The organism is Actinophytocola sp., assembly GCF_035762905.1.
In the GTDB taxonomy this organism is placed as follows: domain Bacteria; phylum Actinomycetota; class Actinomycetes; order Mycobacteriales; family Pseudonocardiaceae; genus DASYTH01.
Window position 1 is genome coordinate 98,654 of sequence record NZ_DASUCC010000034.1, and the last position, 16,902, is coordinate 115,555.

Annotated in this window: 17 protein-coding genes; 8 read left to right on the forward strand and 9 right to left on the reverse strand. The window is 71.9% G+C overall.

The genetic code is table 11. The features are described from left to right. Nucleotides 1-75 precede the first annotated feature (75 nt). Nucleotides 76-549 carry a hypothetical protein gene (locus VFV67_RS05550; RefSeq protein ID WP_326467709.1) on the reverse strand — a complete coding sequence of 158 codons (474 nt, stop codon included), beginning with the start codon at nucleotides 547-549 and terminating at the stop codon, nucleotides 76-78. On the opposite strand from VFV67_RS05550, the gene VFV67_RS05555 reads away from it, so the two are divergent. Beyond that, on the forward strand, nucleotides 548-1,111 hold the full coding sequence (locus VFV67_RS05555; protein WP_326467711.1) for a dihydrofolate reductase family protein: 564 nt from the start codon (nucleotides 548-550) through the stop codon (nucleotides 1,109-1,111). The two genes, VFV67_RS05550 and VFV67_RS05555, sit on opposite strands and share 2 nt — an antisense overlap. Nucleotides 1,112-1,129: 18 nt before the next feature. Here VFV67_RS05555 and nudC read toward each other — a convergent pair whose 3' ends face one another. From nudC to VFV67_RS05590, 7 genes are all read right to left on the reverse strand, one after another. Then, on the reverse strand, nucleotides 1,130-2,020 hold the full coding sequence (nudC, locus tag VFV67_RS05560) for an NAD(+) diphosphatase (RefSeq protein ID WP_326467712.1): 891 nt from the start codon (nucleotides 2,018-2,020) through the stop codon (nucleotides 1,130-1,132). Further along, nucleotides 2,017-2,412 carry a rhodanese-like domain-containing protein gene (locus VFV67_RS05565; protein WP_326467713.1) on the reverse strand — a complete coding sequence of 132 codons (396 nt, stop codon included), beginning with the start codon at nucleotides 2,410-2,412 and terminating at the stop codon, nucleotides 2,017-2,019. The genes nudC and VFV67_RS05565 overlap by 4 nt, the downstream gene beginning before the upstream one ends. A 13-nt stretch (nucleotides 2,413-2,425) precedes the next feature. After that, nucleotides 2,426-2,995 carry a cysteine dioxygenase family protein gene (locus VFV67_RS05570; RefSeq protein ID WP_326467714.1) on the reverse strand — a complete coding sequence of 190 codons (570 nt, stop codon included), beginning with the start codon at nucleotides 2,993-2,995 and terminating at the stop codon, nucleotides 2,426-2,428. Nucleotides 2,996-3,164: 169 nt separating this feature from the next. Continuing rightward, nucleotides 3,165-5,291 carry a glycogen debranching protein GlgX gene (gene glgX / locus VFV67_RS05575; protein WP_326467716.1) on the reverse strand — a complete coding sequence of 709 codons (2,127 nt, stop codon included), beginning with the start codon at nucleotides 5,289-5,291 and terminating at the stop codon, nucleotides 3,165-3,167. A gap of 46 nt (nucleotides 5,292-5,337) precedes the next feature. Next, nucleotides 5,338-5,946, reverse strand: a complete 609-nt coding sequence (locus tag VFV67_RS05580; protein WP_326467717.1) for a hypothetical protein — start codon at nucleotides 5,944-5,946, stop codon at nucleotides 5,338-5,340. Next, nucleotides 5,943-7,217, reverse strand: a complete 1,275-nt coding sequence (locus tag VFV67_RS05585; protein ID WP_326467718.1) for a putative T7SS-secreted protein — start codon at nucleotides 7,215-7,217, stop codon at nucleotides 5,943-5,945. The genes VFV67_RS05580 and VFV67_RS05585 overlap by 4 nt, the downstream gene beginning before the upstream one ends. Continuing rightward, nucleotides 7,214-7,585, reverse strand: coding sequence for a WXG100 family type VII secretion target (locus VFV67_RS05590; RefSeq protein WP_326467719.1), 372 nt, complete (start codon nucleotides 7,583-7,585; stop codon nucleotides 7,214-7,216). The genes VFV67_RS05585 and VFV67_RS05590 overlap by 4 nt, the downstream gene beginning before the upstream one ends. Nucleotides 7,586-7,786: 201 nt before the next feature. Between VFV67_RS05590 and VFV67_RS05595 the strand changes: the two genes are divergently transcribed. The 5 genes from VFV67_RS05595 (at nucleotide 7,787) to VFV67_RS05615 (ending at nucleotide 13,666) form a co-directional block, all read left to right on the forward strand. Then, nucleotides 7,787-9,850, forward strand: a complete 2,064-nt coding sequence (locus VFV67_RS05595; protein ID WP_326467720.1) for a UvrD-helicase domain-containing protein — start codon at nucleotides 7,787-7,789, stop codon at nucleotides 9,848-9,850. Nucleotides 9,851-9,888: 38 nt separating this feature from the next. After that, the gene (locus VFV67_RS05600) at nucleotides 9,889-10,662 is read left to right on the forward strand and encodes an ABC transporter ATP-binding protein (RefSeq protein WP_326467834.1); all 774 of its coding nucleotides are present in this window, start codon (nucleotides 9,889-9,891) and stop codon (nucleotides 10,660-10,662) included. 29 nt (nucleotides 10,663-10,691) lie between these two features. Further along, nucleotides 10,692-11,471 (forward strand): enoyl-CoA hydratase/isomerase family protein, encoded by a 780-nt coding sequence (locus VFV67_RS05605; RefSeq protein WP_326467721.1) that lies wholly within the window; start codon nucleotides 10,692-10,694, stop codon nucleotides 11,469-11,471. After that, nucleotides 11,461-12,420, forward strand: a complete 960-nt coding sequence (locus VFV67_RS05610; protein ID WP_326467722.1) for a class I SAM-dependent methyltransferase — start codon at nucleotides 11,461-11,463, stop codon at nucleotides 12,418-12,420. Before VFV67_RS05605 ends, VFV67_RS05610 begins: the two co-directional genes overlap by 11 nt. 91 nt (nucleotides 12,421-12,511) lie before the next feature. Continuing rightward, a complete protein-coding gene (locus VFV67_RS05615) occupies nucleotides 12,512-13,666 on the forward strand; it encodes a THUMP-like domain-containing protein (RefSeq protein ID WP_326467724.1) in 1,155 nt (384 codons plus the stop codon). Between the two features lie 10 nt (nucleotides 13,667-13,676). On the opposite strand, the gene VFV67_RS05620 is transcribed toward VFV67_RS05615, so the two are convergent. Next, nucleotides 13,677-14,078: an MmpS family transport accessory protein gene (locus tag VFV67_RS05620; RefSeq protein WP_326467725.1), complete on the reverse strand. Its 402-nt coding sequence runs from the start codon at nucleotides 14,076-14,078 to the stop codon at nucleotides 13,677-13,679. Nucleotides 14,079-14,261: 183 nt separating this feature from the next. Here VFV67_RS05620 and VFV67_RS05625 point away from each other — a divergent pair, with 183 nt between their 5' ends. Beyond that, nucleotides 14,262-15,662, forward strand: a complete 1,401-nt coding sequence (locus VFV67_RS05625) for an APC family permease (protein WP_326467727.1) — start codon at nucleotides 14,262-14,264, stop codon at nucleotides 15,660-15,662. Further along, nucleotides 15,659-16,660, forward strand: coding sequence for an acetamidase/formamidase family protein (locus tag VFV67_RS05630; protein WP_326467728.1), 1,002 nt, complete (start codon nucleotides 15,659-15,661; stop codon nucleotides 16,658-16,660). Before VFV67_RS05625 ends, VFV67_RS05630 begins: the two co-directional genes overlap by 4 nt. The last annotated feature ends 242 nt before the right edge of the window (nucleotides 16,661-16,902 follow it).

Here is a 16,902-nt window from a genome sequence, read left to right on the forward strand (position 1 = left end):
GATGGGGATCGGCGCGCGGGATCCGCGCACCGGCAACCGGCAGCGGGCGCGGCAAGGCCGCGGCACCGCAAGGAGTCAGACGATCCGGCTACCGGATGGCGGCGCCCGGTCGCCTTCCGCGGGGCGCATCGCCGGGTGCAGGGCGGACGGGAGGGTGTGCTGGCACGGGCCGGACCGGACCAGGACCGCCGACGCCACGGTGTGCGGCAGGGTCGCGAACGGGACCAGCTCGGCCGGGTTGGACGTGCGCGGCACGATCGGCATCGCGATCGGCCGGATCGACGAGCCGGACGGTGCGGTCGCGTGCGGGCCGGACGTGCCGGCCGCCACGCCGGCGTCCCGCTCGCCGGCACCGGCGGGCACCGGACCGGCGGCGATGGACAGCAGGGAGAGCGCGGCCAGCAACGCGGCGAGCAGCAGTCCGATCCGCTGCCCCACCTGATCCGCCGGGTTCCGCTTCCCCATCGCGATCCAGGCTACCGGCACCGCGCCACGGGTGGGCGGCTGCTGATGGGTGGCGGTGTCCGGCGCGGCATGATGGTCAGCCATGCAGACGCTGACGGTCGATGTGTTCCTCTCGGTCGACGGGTGGGCGGGCAGTGCGGACTCGCCCGGGTACTTCGGATACTTCGGGTCGGAGCTGGACGAGTGGATCACCACCGAGCTGGCGCTGCCGCAGCTGATGGTGTTCGGGCGGCGAACCTACGAGGCGCTCGCGGGGCTGCCGGACGAGGCGCGCGACGAGTCGTGGCGGCGGATGACCGAGTTGGACAAGGTGGTGTTCTCCTCGACGCTTTCGACCAGCGCGTGGCCGAACACCCGGATCTGCCGGGAGGATCCGCGCGCCGAGGTCCGAAGGCTCAAGCAGGACGGCGACGTCGCGGTGCGCACCGTGGGAAGTCTTTCCGTGGCGCGGCAGCTGTGCGATGCCGGCCTGGTGGACCGGTTGCGGCTGATGACCTTCCCGCTGCTGGTGGGGACCTCGGGCCGGGAGCCGGCGTTCGCGGGTGTGGCGTCCGCCGAGCTGGAGCTGGTCGACCACCGGGTGCTGGACGGCCGGATCCTGCTGATCGAGTACCGGCCGACCGGGCGCGACATCCCGCGGGGCTAGTCCGGGATTCCTGCACGGTTACTCGTTGTCCGCCAACCAGTTCTCGATGAGGATCTGGCCGATCGAGTCCACCCGGTACGGGCCGCCGGTGGCCGGGTCGGCCAGCCGGGCGCGCAGTTCGGCCGGGCTGAACCAGCGCGCCTCGGCCAGTTCCGCGCCGTCGGCGGCGATGTCCGGCGCGGCCGCGACGGCCCGGAAGCCGAGCATGATGCCGGCCGGAAACGGCCAGGCCTGGGATCCCTGGTAGCGCACCGCGGAAACCGCGACGCCGGCCTCCTCGGCGACCTCGCGCCGGACCGCGTCCTCCAGGCTCTCGCCGATCTCGACGAACCCGGCCAGGGTGCTGAACCGGTCCGGCCCGGCGCCCCGGTGCCGGCCGAGCAGGCAGCGGTTCGGTGTGCCGGGCAGCTCGACCAGCACGATCACCGCCGGCTCGATCTTGGGAAACAGCAGCCGGTCACAGTCCAGGCAGCCGCGCAGGTGGCCGGCCTCGCGCACCTCGGTGCGCCCGCCGCAGGTACCGCAGAACCGCTGGTTGCGGTTCCAGTGCAGGATTCCCCTTGCGTAGGCCAGCAACCCGCACTCCGCGGGCGACAGCGTCGGCACCAGGCCGCGGGTGTCCACCGCCGTGTCCGCCCCGGCCGCCTCGAGCGCCGCGCGTTCGTCCAGTTCGGACAGATCCACCGCGAACACCGCGCGCCCGCCGTCCAGGCCGAGCAGCACCGGGTCGGCACCGGCCGCCGCCGGCCGCAACCGGACCGGATGCCCGGCCGCCACCAGGCACCGGTCCCGCCACATCGGCAGCACCGTGGTCGCCGAATCCTCGAGCAGGCCGGCGATCCATCCGCGGTCGCCGCGGCGGCCGGTCGCCCGGTCCACCTCGAGCCCGTTGTAGTACGGGATGGTCACGTCACGGCGGGGGTCGGACCGGCCACCACCGGCAGCCCGGCGGCGCGCCAGGCGCGGAAACCGCCGATCAGATCGGTGGCCCGGTGCAGGCCGAGCGCCTGCAGGTCGCGGGCGGCGAGACTGGAGGAGTAGCCCTCGTTGCAGACCACGATCACGATGCTGTCCGCGGTGAAGCCGGACATCCGGTGCTCGCCGTTCGGGTCGAGCCGCCACTCGAGCACGATCCGCTCCACCGGCACCGCGCCCGGGATCTCGCCCTCCGCGGCTCGGTTGGCCTCCGGCCGGATGTCCACCACCAGGGCGCCCCGGCCACGCAGCAGCTCGGCCTGGTCCGGGCTCACCCGGACCAGCTGCGCCCGAGCCTGCTCCAGCAACTCGTCGACGCGGCTCATGGCATCTCCTCGCTCACGGTTCGACGGGCTCCAATCTGAGTTCGGCGAGCGGGCGACGTGCCGGCAGCGGCGGGATCTCCGCCGGAATGTCGCGCAGGCTCGCGTATTCCCTGGTCGGCACGAGCGGTGGGGAGTAGGCGTGCACGCTGGCCGCCTTCCCCGGGCCGAGGTTACGCACCTGGTGCGCCCGGCCGGAACCGAACCCGACCCCGGCGCCGGTGCCGTGCAGCACGCTGCGGATCGGGCCGGACGGGTAGCGGAAGGTCTCGGCCAGCTCGCCGTGCAGCACGGTGAACGCCCCGGCGGCGCCGCCGTGGTCGTGCGGCGCGGTGCCCTGGCCGGGCAGCCAGGACAGCAGCCACAGCTCGACCTCCTCGGTCAGCGCGAGCCGGGTCCACCACCGGTCCGGGCTCGCGAACCGGAGCAGGCCGAACGTCGGCCCGGCCAGCTCGGCGAGTACCGCCGAGGTCAGGCCGCGCAGCTCCGCCGGTGTCCACTGTGGACGCCGGGGGGCGAGCAGCTCAGCGAGGCGGGGCAGGCGGGCATGGTGGTGCAGTTCGATCTGGGTGACCGGGGCCGTCATCATTCGCTCCTGGTGAAAGACATGGTGGTGTGCGGGGGAAGAGCGCGGCGGTACAACCGCACGACGCCACCAGGAGCAGGTCGACCGTGCGGTCACGCCAGCTCAGCAGGCTCGGTGACCGGGTCATGGGCCGATCTTGACACGCCCGGCGCCGGCCCGGCCAGCCGTCTCAGCGCGTGGTACGGGTGGCCCGGAACACCAGCAGAACTCGAGCCGGCAACGGCACGATCTCGCCGGGCCGCAGCGGCCGCACCGACGCCGGGACACCGCGCGGGGTGCTGGTGTCCAGCACAGGCTCGAACCGCCGGCCGTAGTGCACGCTGGGCAGCACCACCTCGGTCGGCGCCTCGCCGGCGTGCAGCACCAGCAGCCACGAGTCGTCCGGCACCTGCTGGCCCTCCCGGTCCCGGGACAGGCTCTCCGACCCGTCGATCCACATGCCGAGCGTGCGCCGGGTGTCGTCGAACCAGTCCGCGTCGGTCATCGGCTTGCCGTCCGGGCGGAACCAGACCAGGTCCGGCTCGCCCGAGTGGGTCGGCCGGCCGTCGAAGAACTGCGGCTGGCGCAGCGCGGGCGAGTCGGCCCGCAGCAGGGTGAGCCTTCTGGTGAAGGCCAGCATGTCCGCGGCCCGCGGCGGGTCCGTCCAGTCCAGCCAGGAGGTCTCGTCGTCCACGCAGTACGGGTTGTTGTTGCCCCGCTGGGTGCGCCACCGTTCGTCGCCCGCGCACAGCATCGGGGTGCCGGTGGACAGCAGCATCGTGGCCATCAGGTTGCGCGCCTGGCGATCGCGCAGCTCGAGCACCGCGGCGTCGTCGGTCTCGCCCTCCACGCCGCAGTTCCAGGACCGGTTGTCGTTCGCGCCGTCCCGGCCGTCCTCGCCGTTGGCTTGGTTGTGCTTGTGGTTGTAGGAAACCAGGTCGCGCAGTGTGAACCCGTCGTGCGCGGTGATGAAGTTGATCGACGCCCAGGGCCGCCGGGTGTTGGCCGCGTACAGGTCCTCCGAGCCGGACAGCCGGTAGGCCAGGTCGCGCACGCCGACAGCGCCACGCCAGAAATCCCGGACACCGTCCCGGAACCGGCCGTTCCACTCCGTCCACTGTGGAGCGAACTGACCGATCCGGTAGCCGGACGGGGTGGCGTCCCACGGCTCGGCGATCAGCTTGCACCTGGCCAGCACCGGGTCGCAGGCGATCGCGGTGAGCAGCGGGGAGTACGGGTCGAACCCGCCGCCGTGCGGCCGGCCGAGCGCGGTGGCCAGGTCCAGCCGGAACCCGTCCACGCCCAGTTCCTCGGCGAAGTAGCGCATCGAGTCGGTGACCATCCGTACCACGGTGGGGGAGGCCGGGTTGAGCGTGTTGCCGCAGCCGGTCAGGTCGACGTCCTGCCCGTGCGAGTCGAGCAGGTAGTAGGCCGGGGCGTCCAGCCCGCGCAGCGACAGGGTCGGCCCGCTGACCCCGCCCTCGCAGGTGTGGTTGTAGACCACGTCGAGCAGCACCTCGATGCCGGCGGCGTGCAGCGCGGCGACCATCGTGCGGAACTCCACCGCCTCGCGGCCGGGAACGCTGGCGTAGCCGGGATGCGGGGCGAAGAACCCGAGCGTGGAGTAGCCCCAGTAGTTGTGCCGGCCGGTGCGCAGCAGCGACGGCTCGTCGGCGAAGGCGTGCACCGGCATCAGCTCGACCGAGGTCACCCCGAGCCGGACCAGATAGTCCACAACGGACGGATGGGTGAGGCCGAGGTAGGTGCCGCGCTGGTGGGCCGGCACGTCCGGATGGGTCCTGGTGAACCCGCGCACGTGCAGCTCGTAGATCACCATCTCCTCGAACGGGACGTCCGGCTTGATCCCCGGGTCCGGCCCGCCCGGCGAGGCGACCACGGACAGCGGCACGTGCCCGAGGGAGTCCACCGGGGACGGCCGGCCGGTGATCGGATGGTCCAGGTAGCCGAGCGCCTTGTCCAGGTCGGGCTGGCCGGACGTGATTCGCCGGGCGTACGGGTCGACCAGGATCTTGGCCGGGTTGCAGCGCACGCCGCGGACCGGGTCGTACCGGCCGTGCACCCGGTAGCCGTAGCGCTGGCCGGGGATCACGCCGGGGACCAGGCCGTGCCAGATGCCGAAGGTGCGCTCGGTCAGCTCCACCCGCCGTTCGGTGCCGTCCGGGCCGACCAGGCACAGCTCGATCGCCTCGGCCACGGACGAGGAGACCGCGAACCGCACCCCGCCCGCCTCGGGATGCGCGCCGAGCGGGAACGGGCGACCGGGCAGCACCCCGGTGGGCGGACGCGGAACGGACACTCCTACATCATTACCGCACCCGCCGACACCCGACCCGACCGCCGGCTCAGAGCCGGTAGGTGTGGTGTTCGAAGGAGTCCTCGATGGGGGGCGGAAGATGCCGGGAGGCGTTGGCGGAGGCGACCAGCTGGCCGAACAGGAGCTGGTGGGCCGCCCAGCCCGCTGCGGACGGGCAGGCCAGGGTGAGCAGCAGCATGCGGCCGGTACCCGGCTCGGGGATGAACGCCTGGAGCTGCAACGCGAGCGGACGGCGCTCGCGGGCCTGCTCGGCGCCCGGCACCCGCTGCACGATCACGGCCGGGCCGAGGCCGGTGTCCAGGGTGATCGTCTCCCGCACGTCCGGACCGCCGACGTCCTCGAGCGAGTCGCGCAGCAGCTCCGCGGTGTCCACCGACCAGGACGGCGGCACCTCGAGCACCGCCCCGGTGAGCAGCGCCGGGGCCGCGTCCGGCGGGGTGACCACGGCCATCAGGAACGCCCCGCCCGCCCGCGCGGCGTCCACCGCCTCGCTGGCGACCGCCTCCAGGTCGGCGGCGGATCCGTCGGGCGCGTCCCGCAGCTCCGCGATGATCTTCGCGTACTCCTGGACGGCCCGGGCCGGCTCGCACAGGGGCAGCGTCCGAACGGTGTCCGGCATGGCGAGGCGCATGGTCACTTGCCCTTGATCGCGTCGGCGGTCGCCTTGATCCCGCTGTTCTCCAGCTGCGTCTGCGTGGGGTTGGCCAGCACCTTGAGCAGCTCGAGCTCCCGCTTCTGCGCCGGGCTGAGGTGGGTGCCGGACGCCTCGATGGTGCGCACCGTGGCGTCCACCGACTGCACGAACGCCTCGGCGGCGAGCTTGTCGTTGCCGCTCAGCACCTTGATCGCGCCGTCGGTGGCGATCTTGTGCCGTAGCGCCTGACTCAGGCCGTGCTTGCGGGCCAGTTGGCCGTACTCGGTGAGGTGCTTGAGGTAGAGCGGGTAGCCGGCGGCGGTGAAGCCGTCCACGGCGCCCTCCCGCAGGCCGTCGACCCCCTTGCGCAGCCGGCCGGCCTCGAGCGTGGGTCGGGCCAGCCCCTTGACCCCGCCGATCGCGCCCGAGGTGACCGTCCGGGCCGGCAGCGCGTTCAGCAGCAGGTCGATGTTGCCCGGTGCGTTGCGGGAACCGGCCACCCGCTGCCCGACGCCGGCCAGCAGGCTGATCCCGCCGGTCCCGGTGGCGACCGCGCCGAGCACGGCCGCGGCCGGCGCACCGACCCCGGTGATCGCCAGTCCGGCCGCGGCCGCCGCGGTGGCCGCCGAGACGATGCCGGACACCTTGGACACGCCGTCAAGGGTCTGCACGTACCAGGCGTCGTTCTCCGGCTCGAACCCGTCGTCCGGGCCGCTGCGGATCTTGTCCGCGGCCGCGTCGGCCTGCCGGCGGTGCTTGGCCCGCAGCCGCTTGGCCTCGTCGATCACCCGGGTCAGCGCGTCGTCCAGCTTGGCGCACTTGTCCACCGCGCCGAGATAGGCGGTGTACCGGGCGTCGTACTGCGGGTGGCTGGTGTCCCGTGGGATGGCGCCGGCCGCCTCGGTGAGGTCCGCCTCGGCCGCCTTGATCTGTTCCTTGAGCTTCTTGGCCGTGCGCTCAAGGTCGTCGGCCTGGGCCTGGTTGGCGACGAGCTGCCCGGCCCAGGTGGCCAGCGCCTCGGACACCGCGCCCATCGACTCGGCGCCCTTGCCCAGCGCCATCGGCAGGTCGTCGCCGTGGTCGCTGAACTCCTCGGCCGCGCTGCCGCCCCACTCGGCGTCGTCGGTGATCTTCGCCGCCTCCTCCAGCCGGGGCAGCGTGGCGACGATGGTCTGCAGCGCGGTGGCGATGGACAGCAGCGCGGTCTGCACCGCGCCATTGTCGCCCTCGGCCGGGTCGAACCCGAGCGCCGGAAAGCTACGACCCGCGCTCATGGCTTGCCTCCCCGGTTGGCCAGCAGCACGGCGGCGGCGCCGCGCAGCACGTCCAGCTGGGACTCGACGACCTTGCCCTCGGCGAGCGCGCGCATCTGCTCGGCGCCCTGCTGCTCGATCAGGTCGTAGTTGGTGACGGCGGAGCTGACGTTGCCGGCAATCGTGTTGATCTTGTCGGTCATCTTGCCCAGGTTGTCCCGCCACTGGCCGACCACCTCGGCCACCGCCGCACCGATGTCCCCCGGCCCGAGGTCGCCGCCGTTCACCTCGAGCGCCGAGCAGGCGCCGGAGACCTCACCGGCCACGGCGCGCAGCTCGCCGACCCGGGTCGCGAGCGCCGCGGTGTCCGCAACGAATCCCTGTCCCATGCCGGCAAGTAGATCTCCACCGGCGCGGCGGCGGGTACCAGGGTTGCGCAACCGGGCAAGCGGGCTGCACGCCTTGACAACGCGGTCATAATAGAAAATCGGCGCCATCGACAATTTCGACAACGCCGTTTGAAGTGGATTGATTATAGCAGATGAGAGGGCCTCTTGTCAAACCGGGAATTGCCGGCGGAACGCGAATACGTGCGGTTTCTCTACGAGCGTCTCGACGCCGAGCGAAGCGCGGTGTCCGCCGAGCTCGACCGGACCCTGCGGAACAGTTCGGAGACCGAACCGGAGCTGCGTTACCGCAGGGAGATCGTCGTGCGCGCGCTGTCCGAGCAGGCCAGCCGCCTGTATCGGGCGGAGACCGGGTTGTGCTTCGGGCGGATCGACCACGCAGGCGGTGGCCGCGCCTACATCGGCCGGGTGGGCCTGTTCGACGAGAAAGCCGACTACGAGCCATTGCTGATGGATTGGCGCGCGCCCGCGTCGCGGCCATTCTACTGCGCCACCGGCGCCCATCCGGAAGGGCTGGTCCGGCGCCGGCATTTTCGCACGAGTGGACGCCGGATTATCGATTTTCATGACGATTTGCTGGACGTCGAGGCGGCGAATGGCGCGGACACCTCGCTGCTGGCCGCGCTGAACGCGCCGCGCGACGGCACCATGCGCGACATCGTCGCGACCATCCAGGCCGAGCAGGACGAGATCATCCGGCTGGCGCACCGCGGGGTGGTGGTGATCGAAGGCGGCCCGGGCACCGGCAAGACCGCGGTCGCCCTGCACCGGGTCGCCTACCTGCTCTACCACCAGCGCGAGCGGCTGTCCCGGTCCGGCGTGCTGATCATCGGCCCGAATCCGGGCTTCCTGCGCTACATCGGCGACGTGCTGCCCTCGCTCGGCGAGACCGACGTGGTGTTCGCCACGCCCGGGGAGCTGTGGCCGGGCCTGGTCACCACCGCCGAGGAGACGCCCGAGATCCGGCGGATCAAGGGCTCGGTGACCATGGTCGACGTGCTGGCCGCCGCGGTCGCCGACCGGCAGGAGCTGCCGGACGACCCGATCGAGATCGAGCTGGACGACGTGACCGTGGCCGTGGACTGGTTCCTCGCCGCCAAGGCGCGGGATCAGGCCCGGTCCACCGGCCTGCGGCACAACCAGGCCAGGGCGACGTTCGCCGCCGAGGTGGTCGAGGCGCTCACCCGGCAGGCCGTCGAGCAGATCGACCCCGACCTGTTCGACATGATCGGCCCGGACATCCGCGCCGAGCTGGCCGCCGATCCGCGGCTGGCGGACGCGGTGGAACGGCTCTGGCCGGCGCTCACCCCGGAACGGCTGCTGGCCGAGCTGTTCGCCTCGCCGGCCCGGCTGGCCATCGCCCGCGCGCCTGCGGCGCTGTACCGGGCGGCCGGCGACGCCTGGACGGTTTCCGACCCGGCGCTGCTGGACGAGGCCGCCGAGTTCCTCGGTCCGTTCGAGGCGGAGGCGGCGGCGGAGGAGGACGATCCGGTCGCCTACGCCGAGGGCGTGCTGGAGATCCTGGACACCGACGAGGACCCGGACGAGGAGCTGCTGCGGGCGGTCGACGTGCTGAGCGCCGAGCAACTGGCCGAGCGGCACGTCGAGCTGGACCACCGGACGCTGGCCGAGCGGGCCGCGGCCGACCGGGAGTGGGCCTACGGCCACGTGGTGGTGGACGAGGCGCAGGAGCTGTCCGAGATGGACTGGCGGGTGGTCATGCGGCGCTGCCCGAGCCGGTCGATCACGATCGTCGGCGACCTGGCCCAGCGGGAGTCCACGGCCGGCGCGCGGTCGTGGGCCGGCCTGCTCAAGCCGTTCGTGGCGGACCGCTGGGTGCACCGCAGGCTGACCGTGAACTACCGCACCCCGGCCGAGATCATGGAGCTGGCCGAGCGGGTGGTGCCCGAGGTGACTCCGGCGGTGCCGGTGCGCCGGACCGGGTCGCGGCCGTGGGCGCGCCGGGTCGAACCGGGCGAGCTGGCCGACGCGGTTCGCCGCGCGATCAAGGAGCTCGGCGAGGACGGCGCGGTGGCGGTGATCGCGCCGCCCGGGCTGGCGCTGGACGTGCCGGGCCCGGTGCTCACCCCGCGCGCGGCCAAGGGCCTGGAGTTCGACGCGGTGATCGTGGTGGAGCCGGCCCGGATCGAGCGGCCGGCCGACCTGTACGTCGCGCTCACCCGGGCCACCCAACGACTGGGCATCGTGCATGCCGAGTCGCTGCCCCCGGCGTTACGTGTTGAATAGGGCGCGTGGCCGACTCGGTTGACGATCTTGTGATCCGGATGACGAACGTCGGCGTTCGCCGGGGCACGACGCACCTGCTCACCGGTTTGGACTGGCAGGTCGAGCTGGACGAGCGCTGGGTGGTGCTCGGCGCGAACGGGGCCGGGAAGACGACCCTGCTGCGCCTCGCCGCCGCCGAGCTGCATCCCACGACGGGTCAGGTGCACGTGCTCGGCGAGCGACTCGGCCGGGTGGACGTGTTCGAGCTGCGGCCGCGGATCGGGTTCTGCTCGGCGGCGTTGCTCACCCGGGTGCCGGGCGAGGAGCGGGTGGCCGATCTGGTGGTCAGCGCCGGCTACGCGGTGCTCGGCCGGTGGCGCGAGGAGTACGAGACGACCGACACCGCCCGGGCGGCGGAGCTGATGAAGGCGCTCGGCGTCGCCCACCTGGGGGACCGACGGTTCGGCACACTGTCCGAAGGGGAGCGCAAGCGCACGCTGATCGCCCGCGCGCTGATGACCGATCCGGAACTGCTGCTCCTGGATGAGCCGGCGGCCGGGCTGGACCTCGGCGGCCGGGAGGATCTGGTGGCCCGGCTGGCCGAGCTGGCCGCCGATCCGGATGCTCCGGCCACGATCCTGGTCACCCACCACGTGGAGGAGATCCCGCCCGGCTTCACCCACCTGCTGCTGCTCTCCGACGGTGCGGTGGTCGCGCATGGCCTGCTCGAGGACGTGTTGACCAGCGAGAACCTGTCGGCCGCGTTCGGCTCGGCGCTCGAGGTGCAGCGGGTCGGCGACCGGTACTTCGCCCGTCGTCGTACCGACGGGTAACCTGCGGCCCAGACCAGGAGGAGGCACTTGTGGGCGAGTTCGTCAGGCTCGAGGTCGAGGACGGCATCGGCACCATCCGGTTGGACCGGCCGCCGATGAACGCGCTCAACAAGCAGGTGCAGGAGGAGATCCGCGCGGCGGCCCGGCAGGCGAGCGAGCGGCCCGAGGTGCGCGCGGTGATCGTCTACGGCGGGCAGAAGGTGTTCGCCGCCGGCGCGGACATCAAGGAGATGGCCGAGCTGTCCTATGTGGACATGGCGGAGCGGGCGGGGCCGCTGTCCGCGTCGTTCGCCGCGGTCGCGGAGATCCCGAAGCCGACCGTCGCCGCGGTCACCGGCTACGCGCTCGGCGGCGGGCTGGAGCTGGCGCTGTGCTGCGACCGCCGGGTGGCCGGCGACAACGCCAAGGTCGGCCAGCCCGAGATCCTGCTCGGCATCATTCCCGGCGCCGGTGGCACCCAGCGGCTCGCCCGGCTGATCGGGCCGAGCAAGGCCAAGGACATCGTCTACACGGGACGGTTCGTCGAGGCCGGCGAGGCGCTGGCGCTGGGCATCGTGGACGAGGTGGTCGCCCCGGACGACGTGTACGAGGCGGCGCTGCGCTGGGCCCGGCAGTTCGCGGCCGGACCGGCCCGGGCGCTGGCCGCGGCCAAGGCGGCGATCGACAACGGCCTGGACACCGATCTGGCCACCGGCCTCAAGGTGGAGAGCCAGGTGTTCGCCGCGCTGTTCGCCACCGAGGACCAGAAGACCGGCATGCGCTCGTTCATCGAGAACGGGCCGGGGAAGGCGACCTTCAGTGGAAAGTAGTGATCCCGCACCGAATCCGCATGCCTCGGCCGAGGAGATCGAGGCCGCGCGCTCGGATCTCAAGCTGGCCAACGTGCTCTACCACGACTGGGAGGCCGACACCTACGACGAGAAGTGGTCGATCTCCTATGACGAGCGGTGCATCGACTACGCCGTCGGGCGGTTCAAGGCGGTGGCCGGCGAGCAGGACTGGCCCTACGAGCACGCCATGGAACTGGGCAGTGGCACGGGTTTCTTCCTGCTCAACCTGATGCAGGGCGGCGTGATCAAGAAGGGCTCGGTGACCGACCTGTCGCCCGGCATGGTGCGGGTCGCGCTGCGCAACGCCGCCGGTCTTGGCCTGGACGTGGACGGCCGGGTGGCCGATGCCGAGCGGATTCCCTACGAGGACGACACGTTCGACCTCGTGGTCGGGCACGCGGTGCTGCACCACATCCCCGATCTGCCGGCGGCGTTCCGCGAGGTGCTGCGGGTGCTCAAGCCGGGCGGGCGGTTCGTCTTCGCCGGCGAGCCGACCAGGATCGGCGACCGGTACGCCCGGCGGCTCGGCCGGATCGTGTGGTGGCTGACCACCAACGTGACCCGGCTCGGACCGCTGCGGGAGTGGCGGCGCCCGCAGGCCGAACTCGACTCCTCGTCCCGGGCGGCGGCGCTCGAGGCGATCGTGGACATCCACACGTTCGACCCGACCGAGCTGGAGCGGATGGCCGGCGTGGCCGGCGCGCGGAACGTGCGGGCCCACACCGAGGAACTGTCCGCGGCGCTGTTCGGCTGGCCGGTGCGCACCTTCGAGGCCGCCGTTCCGCCGGAGAAGCTGGGCCTGCGCTGGAAGTTGTTCGCCTACAAGTCTTGGCTGCGACTGTCCTGGTTCGACGAGCACGTGCTGCGCCGGATCGCCCCGCGCGAGCTGTTCTACAACGTGATGATCACTGGAACAAAACCCGTGTGAGCGAGCTTGCGAGCGAACCATCGGACGCTGCCCCGGCGCCGAGCTTGCGAGGCGGCGGGGTTGGCCGGCGGCGAGCTTGCGAGGCGCCGGTGTGAGCTATCAGTTCTCGGTGGCCGACGTCGGTTTTCTGGCGGCCGCGGCGGCGGAGATCGCCGAGGTCGACCGGTTGCCGCTGACCGGCGCGTCCTACCTCGCCGACGTGCGCACGGCGCGCGGTCTGCTCGGGGACCGGGCCGGCGCGGTGCTGGAGACCGTGCTGCTGCGCCGGCGGGCGGTGTCCAAAGTGGAGGATCCGGGCCGCTGGCTGTTCACCGACGCCGCGTTGCAGCAGGCCACCCCGTTGCTCGTGGCCCGGCACCGGGCGGCCCGGTTCGCCGGCCGGGACGTGCACGACGTGACCTGCTCGGTCGGCGTGGACCTGGCCGAACTGGCCGCGGTGGCCGGGCGCTGCCTCGGCTCCGACCTGGACCCGGTGCGGCTGGCGATGGCGGCGCACAACTGTCCCGGGGTCGCGCTGGCCCGGGCCGACGCGCTGCGGCCGGTGAGCCGGGGCACGGCGGTTTTCGCCGATCCCGGGCGCCGGGACGCCGCCGGCCGCAGGCGCTGGCGGCCGGCCGACTTCGCGCCCCCGCTGGACGCGCTGACCGCCGCGTACCCGGGGCGCGACCTGGCGGTGAAATGTGCGCCCGGCATCGACCTCGCCGACGTGCCGTGGGCGGACGAGGTGGAGATCGTCTCGCTGGACGGGCAGGTGCGCGAGGCCTGCCTGTGGCGCGGCGGCCTGGCCACCGCCCGGCGCCGGGCCACCGTGCTGCGCACCGAAGGTCCACAGTGGACCATCACGGACGGCGAACCGGACGACTGCCCGGTGCGGGCTCCCGGTGCGTGGATCGTCGACCCGGACGGCGCGGTGGTGCGGGCCGGACTGGTCCGGCACTACGCGGCCCGGCACCGGCTCGGCCAGTTGGACGAACGGATCGCCTACCTCACCGGCGACACGCCGCCGCCCGGCATCCGCGCCTTCCGGGTGCTCGAGCACGGTCACTACACCGAGAAGGCCCTCCGGGCGGCGCTGCGCCGGCTCGGCATCGGCCGGCTGGAGATTCTGGTCCGCGGCCTGGACGTCGACCCCAACCGGCTGCGTCCCCGGCTGCGCCTGTCCGGCACCGCCGAGGCGTCCGTGGTGCTCACCCGGGTCGGCCGCACGCCGACGGCGTTCCTCTGCCGGGCGGAGCGGACGTCCTGACCGGGCCCCGTCAGGTCAACTCGTACAGGCACGACGCCAGCACCTCGTCCGACTGGGTGTCCACCTCCTTGCCGTCCACGGTGATCGTGCAGGTGACCGTCTTGTCGGCCCCTTCCAGGTTGAAGTCCGGCGCCGCCATGACGCTGAGGATGGTGCCGCGCTTGGCCGAGACCTCCTTCTTCCACGGGAGCGGGACGTTGTTCTCGGTCACCGGCTTGTCGACGTCGACGAGCGTGATCGCCGGCGAGGTGCCCGGCCCGGTCACCTCGTAGACGACCGCGTGCGTGTCCGGGCCCGCCGCACCGCCCTGTTCGCTGCCGGAACTCGACGACGGGGCCGGCTTCTCGGCCGAGCAACCCGCGGCCAGCACGGCGATGATGGCAAGTCCGCAGGTCACACTCACTGAACGCATCTATGCTCCCCAGATTGGGCTGAATGGCGGAAGCGAGGCTAGCCAACACCCCCTACACAGTTCGCCCACACGAGCCACACAGGGCGCACCCGGGGTCGGATGCCGGATCCCGATCGATGAGCGTTCGGAATGAGGCATTCAGCGCCTTCCGCCGCGCGCCCCCCGGGTGCTCTAATGCCGGCCATGTCCGAGCCCAATGGCCAGACCATCGAACAGTTCGGCTATCGGCAGGAGCTCAAACGATCACTGTCGTTCTGGGACCTGTTGATCTACGGACTGATCTTCATGGTGCCGATCGCCCCGTTCGGGATCTTCGGCAGCGTCTTCAACGCGTCGGGCGGCATGGTCGCCCTCGCCTACCTGGTCGGCGCGGTGGGAATGATCTTCACCGCCGTCTCGTATGCCCAGATGTCCAAGGCGTTTCCGCTGGCCGGCTCGGTGTACTCGTATGCCGGCCGGGGAATCGCGCCGCCGATCGGGTTCATCGCCGGCTGGCAGATCCTGCTCGACTACATCCTGGTTCCGGCGCTGCTCTACATCGTCTCCGGACTCGCCATGCACTCCTTCGTGCCGGCGATTCCGGTGTGGCTGTGGGTGGTCGGGTTCGTGCTGCTGAACACGGCGATCAACTACTTCGGCATCGAGCTGACCGCGCGGACCAACCGGATCATCCTGGTCGCCGAGCTGATCGTGCTGGCCCTGTTCCTGGTGATCGGCATCGTGGCGGTGGCCGGCGGCAGGTCGACCGGCGACTTCATCAGCCCGCTGTTCGACTCGGAGACGTTCACCGTCGGGCTGATCTTCGGTGCGGTCTCCGTCGCGGTGCTGAGCTTCCTGGGGTTCGACGCGATCTCCACGCTGTCCGAGGAGAACCGCGAGGGCGCCGGCCAGGTGGCCAGGGCGACGATCGGCTCGCTGATCGTCGTGGCCGTGCTGTTCGTGGTGCAGACCTGGGTGGCCGCGCTGCTGGTGCCGGACCGGGAGAGGCTGCTGACCGAGGGCGACCCGGACGGCGCCGCGTTCTACCGGGCGGCCGAGGTCGCCGGCGGGCACTGGCTCTACGTGGTCACCGCCGTCGCGACCGCGGTCGCCTGGGGCTTCGCCAACGCGCTCGTCGCGCAGGCCGCCACGTCGCGGGTGCTGTTCTCGATGGCCCGGGACCGGCAGTTGCCCCGGATTCTGGCCCGGGTGCACCCCACCTACCGGGTGCCGGAGTACGCGACGTTCGTGGTCGCCGGGATCACGCTGGTGGTCGGGGTCGGCATGACGTTCCGGGCGGACAGCGGGCTGACCCTGCTCACCACGCTGGTCAACTTCGGCGCGCTCACCGCGTTCCTGCTGCTGCACGCCTCGGTGATCGTGCACTACCTGGTCCGCAACCGCAGCCGGGACTACCTGCGGCACCTGGTCGTTCCGGTGTGCGGGTTGGTGATCCTCGGCTACGTGGTGATCAAGGCGAACCTGGCCGCGCAGGTGGTGGGGTTGATCTGGCTCGGCGTCGGCCTGGTGATCATGCTCGGGCTGCTGAGCAGCGGCCGGACACCGACGCTCGGCGAGCCGGAGGTCCGGGAGGACGTCCGATGACGATGATCGAGTACCGGCCGGAGCCCGGCGAGTTCGCCTGGACCTTCGGCGGCGCGGCGCCGGTGCGCAACGTCAAGCCGGGCGACGTGATCTCGCTGTGGACCGAGGACTGCTTCGCCGGAAAGGTGCGCACCGAACGGGATCTGGCCTCCCAGGTGTGCGAGTTCCCGTTCCTCAACCCGCAGACCGGACCGTTCTATGTGGACGGTGCGAAACCGGGGGACACGCTGGCGGTGCACTTCGTGTCCATCGAGCCGGCCGCTCCGGTCGGCGCGGCCACCACGCTGCCGTTCTTCGGCGCGCTCACCTCGGACGCCTACACCGCCACCCTGCAGGACCCGTTGCCCGAGCTGGTCTGGATCTACGAGTTGGACAACGCCGCGCGCACCGTCACCTACCGCGCCAAGAGCTCGGACCTGACGCTGCGGCTTCCGATGGATCCGATGCACGGCACGGTCGGCGTGGCCCCGGCGTCGTTCGAGGCGCGGTCGGCCCTGGTGCCCGACTCGCACGGCGGCAACCTGGACACCCCGGAGATGCGCGCAGGCGTCACGGCCTACTTCGGCGTCAATGTCGAGGGCGCCTTGTTCTCGCTCGGCGACGGCCATGCCCGGCAGGGTGAGGGCGAGGCGTGCGGCACCGGCGTCGAGGTCGCGATGAACACGGTGCTGATCGTCGACCTTATTCCCGGTGTCGCGACGCCCTGGCCCCGCCTGGAATCCGACACCCACCTGATGTCCATCGGTGCCGCCCGCCCGCTGGAGAACGCCTACCGGGTGGCCCAGGTCGACATGATCGGGTGGCTGTCCGAGTTGTACGGCATCGACCGCATGGACGCCTACCAGATCGTCGCCCAGGCCGCCCTCACCCCGGTGGCCCAGGTCTGCAACCCGATCTACACCGTCACCAGCAAGATAGCGAAGTCGCTGCTTCCCAACGCCTCCGCCTACCGCGGCAGTCACGCCCGGCTCCGCGAACAGGCCCGCACCGCGACCTGATCGCCCATCGGCCCGGCCTGCCTGACCGTTCGCCGCCGGCCGACGGCCATTTCCCGGCCGGGCCGGCGCCGTTCACGCAACGGTTTCTCCTCGGTGCTCCGGTGGCGTTGTTCGGAGTGTCGCTACCCTTTCAGGCGATTGGCTGCGCCATTTGCGCGACCGTTCCCAGCGGAACGCACTACGGCTGGCGTGTGCTGAACACACGCCCCTGCTCCTGGTGCCACCAATCGTAATTCGCGGTT

What these genes read in the sequence shown, in the direction of transcription:
- VFV67_RS05555 (WP_326467711.1), top strand. Translation starts at nt 548, where the DNA reads ATGCAGACGCTGACGGTCGATGTGTTCCTCTCGGTCGACGGGTGGGCG.
- VFV67_RS05550 (WP_326467709.1), bottom strand. Translation starts at nt 549, where the DNA reads ATGGCTGACCATCATGCCGCGCCGGACACCGCCACCCATCAGCAGCCG.
- VFV67_RS05565 (WP_326467713.1), bottom strand. Translation starts at nt 2,412, where the DNA reads ATGAGCCGCGTCGACGAGTTGCTGGAGCAGGCTCGGGCGCAGCTGGTC.
- VFV67_RS05570 (WP_326467714.1), bottom strand. Translation starts at nt 2,995, where the DNA reads ATGACGGCCCCGGTCACCCAGATCGAACTGCACCACCATGCCCGCCTG.
- VFV67_RS05585 (WP_326467718.1), bottom strand. Translation starts at nt 7,217, where the DNA reads ATGAGCGCGGGTCGTAGCTTTCCGGCGCTCGGGTTCGACCCGGCCGAG.
- VFV67_RS05590 (WP_326467719.1), bottom strand. Translation starts at nt 7,585, where the DNA reads ATGGGACAGGGATTCGTTGCGGACACCGCGGCGCTCGCGACCCGGGTC.
- VFV67_RS05600 (WP_326467834.1), top strand. Translation starts at nt 9,889, where the DNA reads ATGACGAACGTCGGCGTTCGCCGGGGCACGACGCACCTGCTCACCGGT.
- VFV67_RS05620 (WP_326467725.1), bottom strand. Translation starts at nt 14,078, where the DNA reads ATGCGTTCAGTGAGTGTGACCTGCGGACTTGCCATCATCGCCGTGCTG.
- VFV67_RS05625 (WP_326467727.1), top strand. Translation starts at nt 14,262, where the DNA reads ATGTCCGAGCCCAATGGCCAGACCATCGAACAGTTCGGCTATCGGCAG.
- VFV67_RS05630 (WP_326467728.1), top strand. Translation starts at nt 15,659, where the DNA reads ATGACGATGATCGAGTACCGGCCGGAGCCCGGCGAGTTCGCCTGGACC.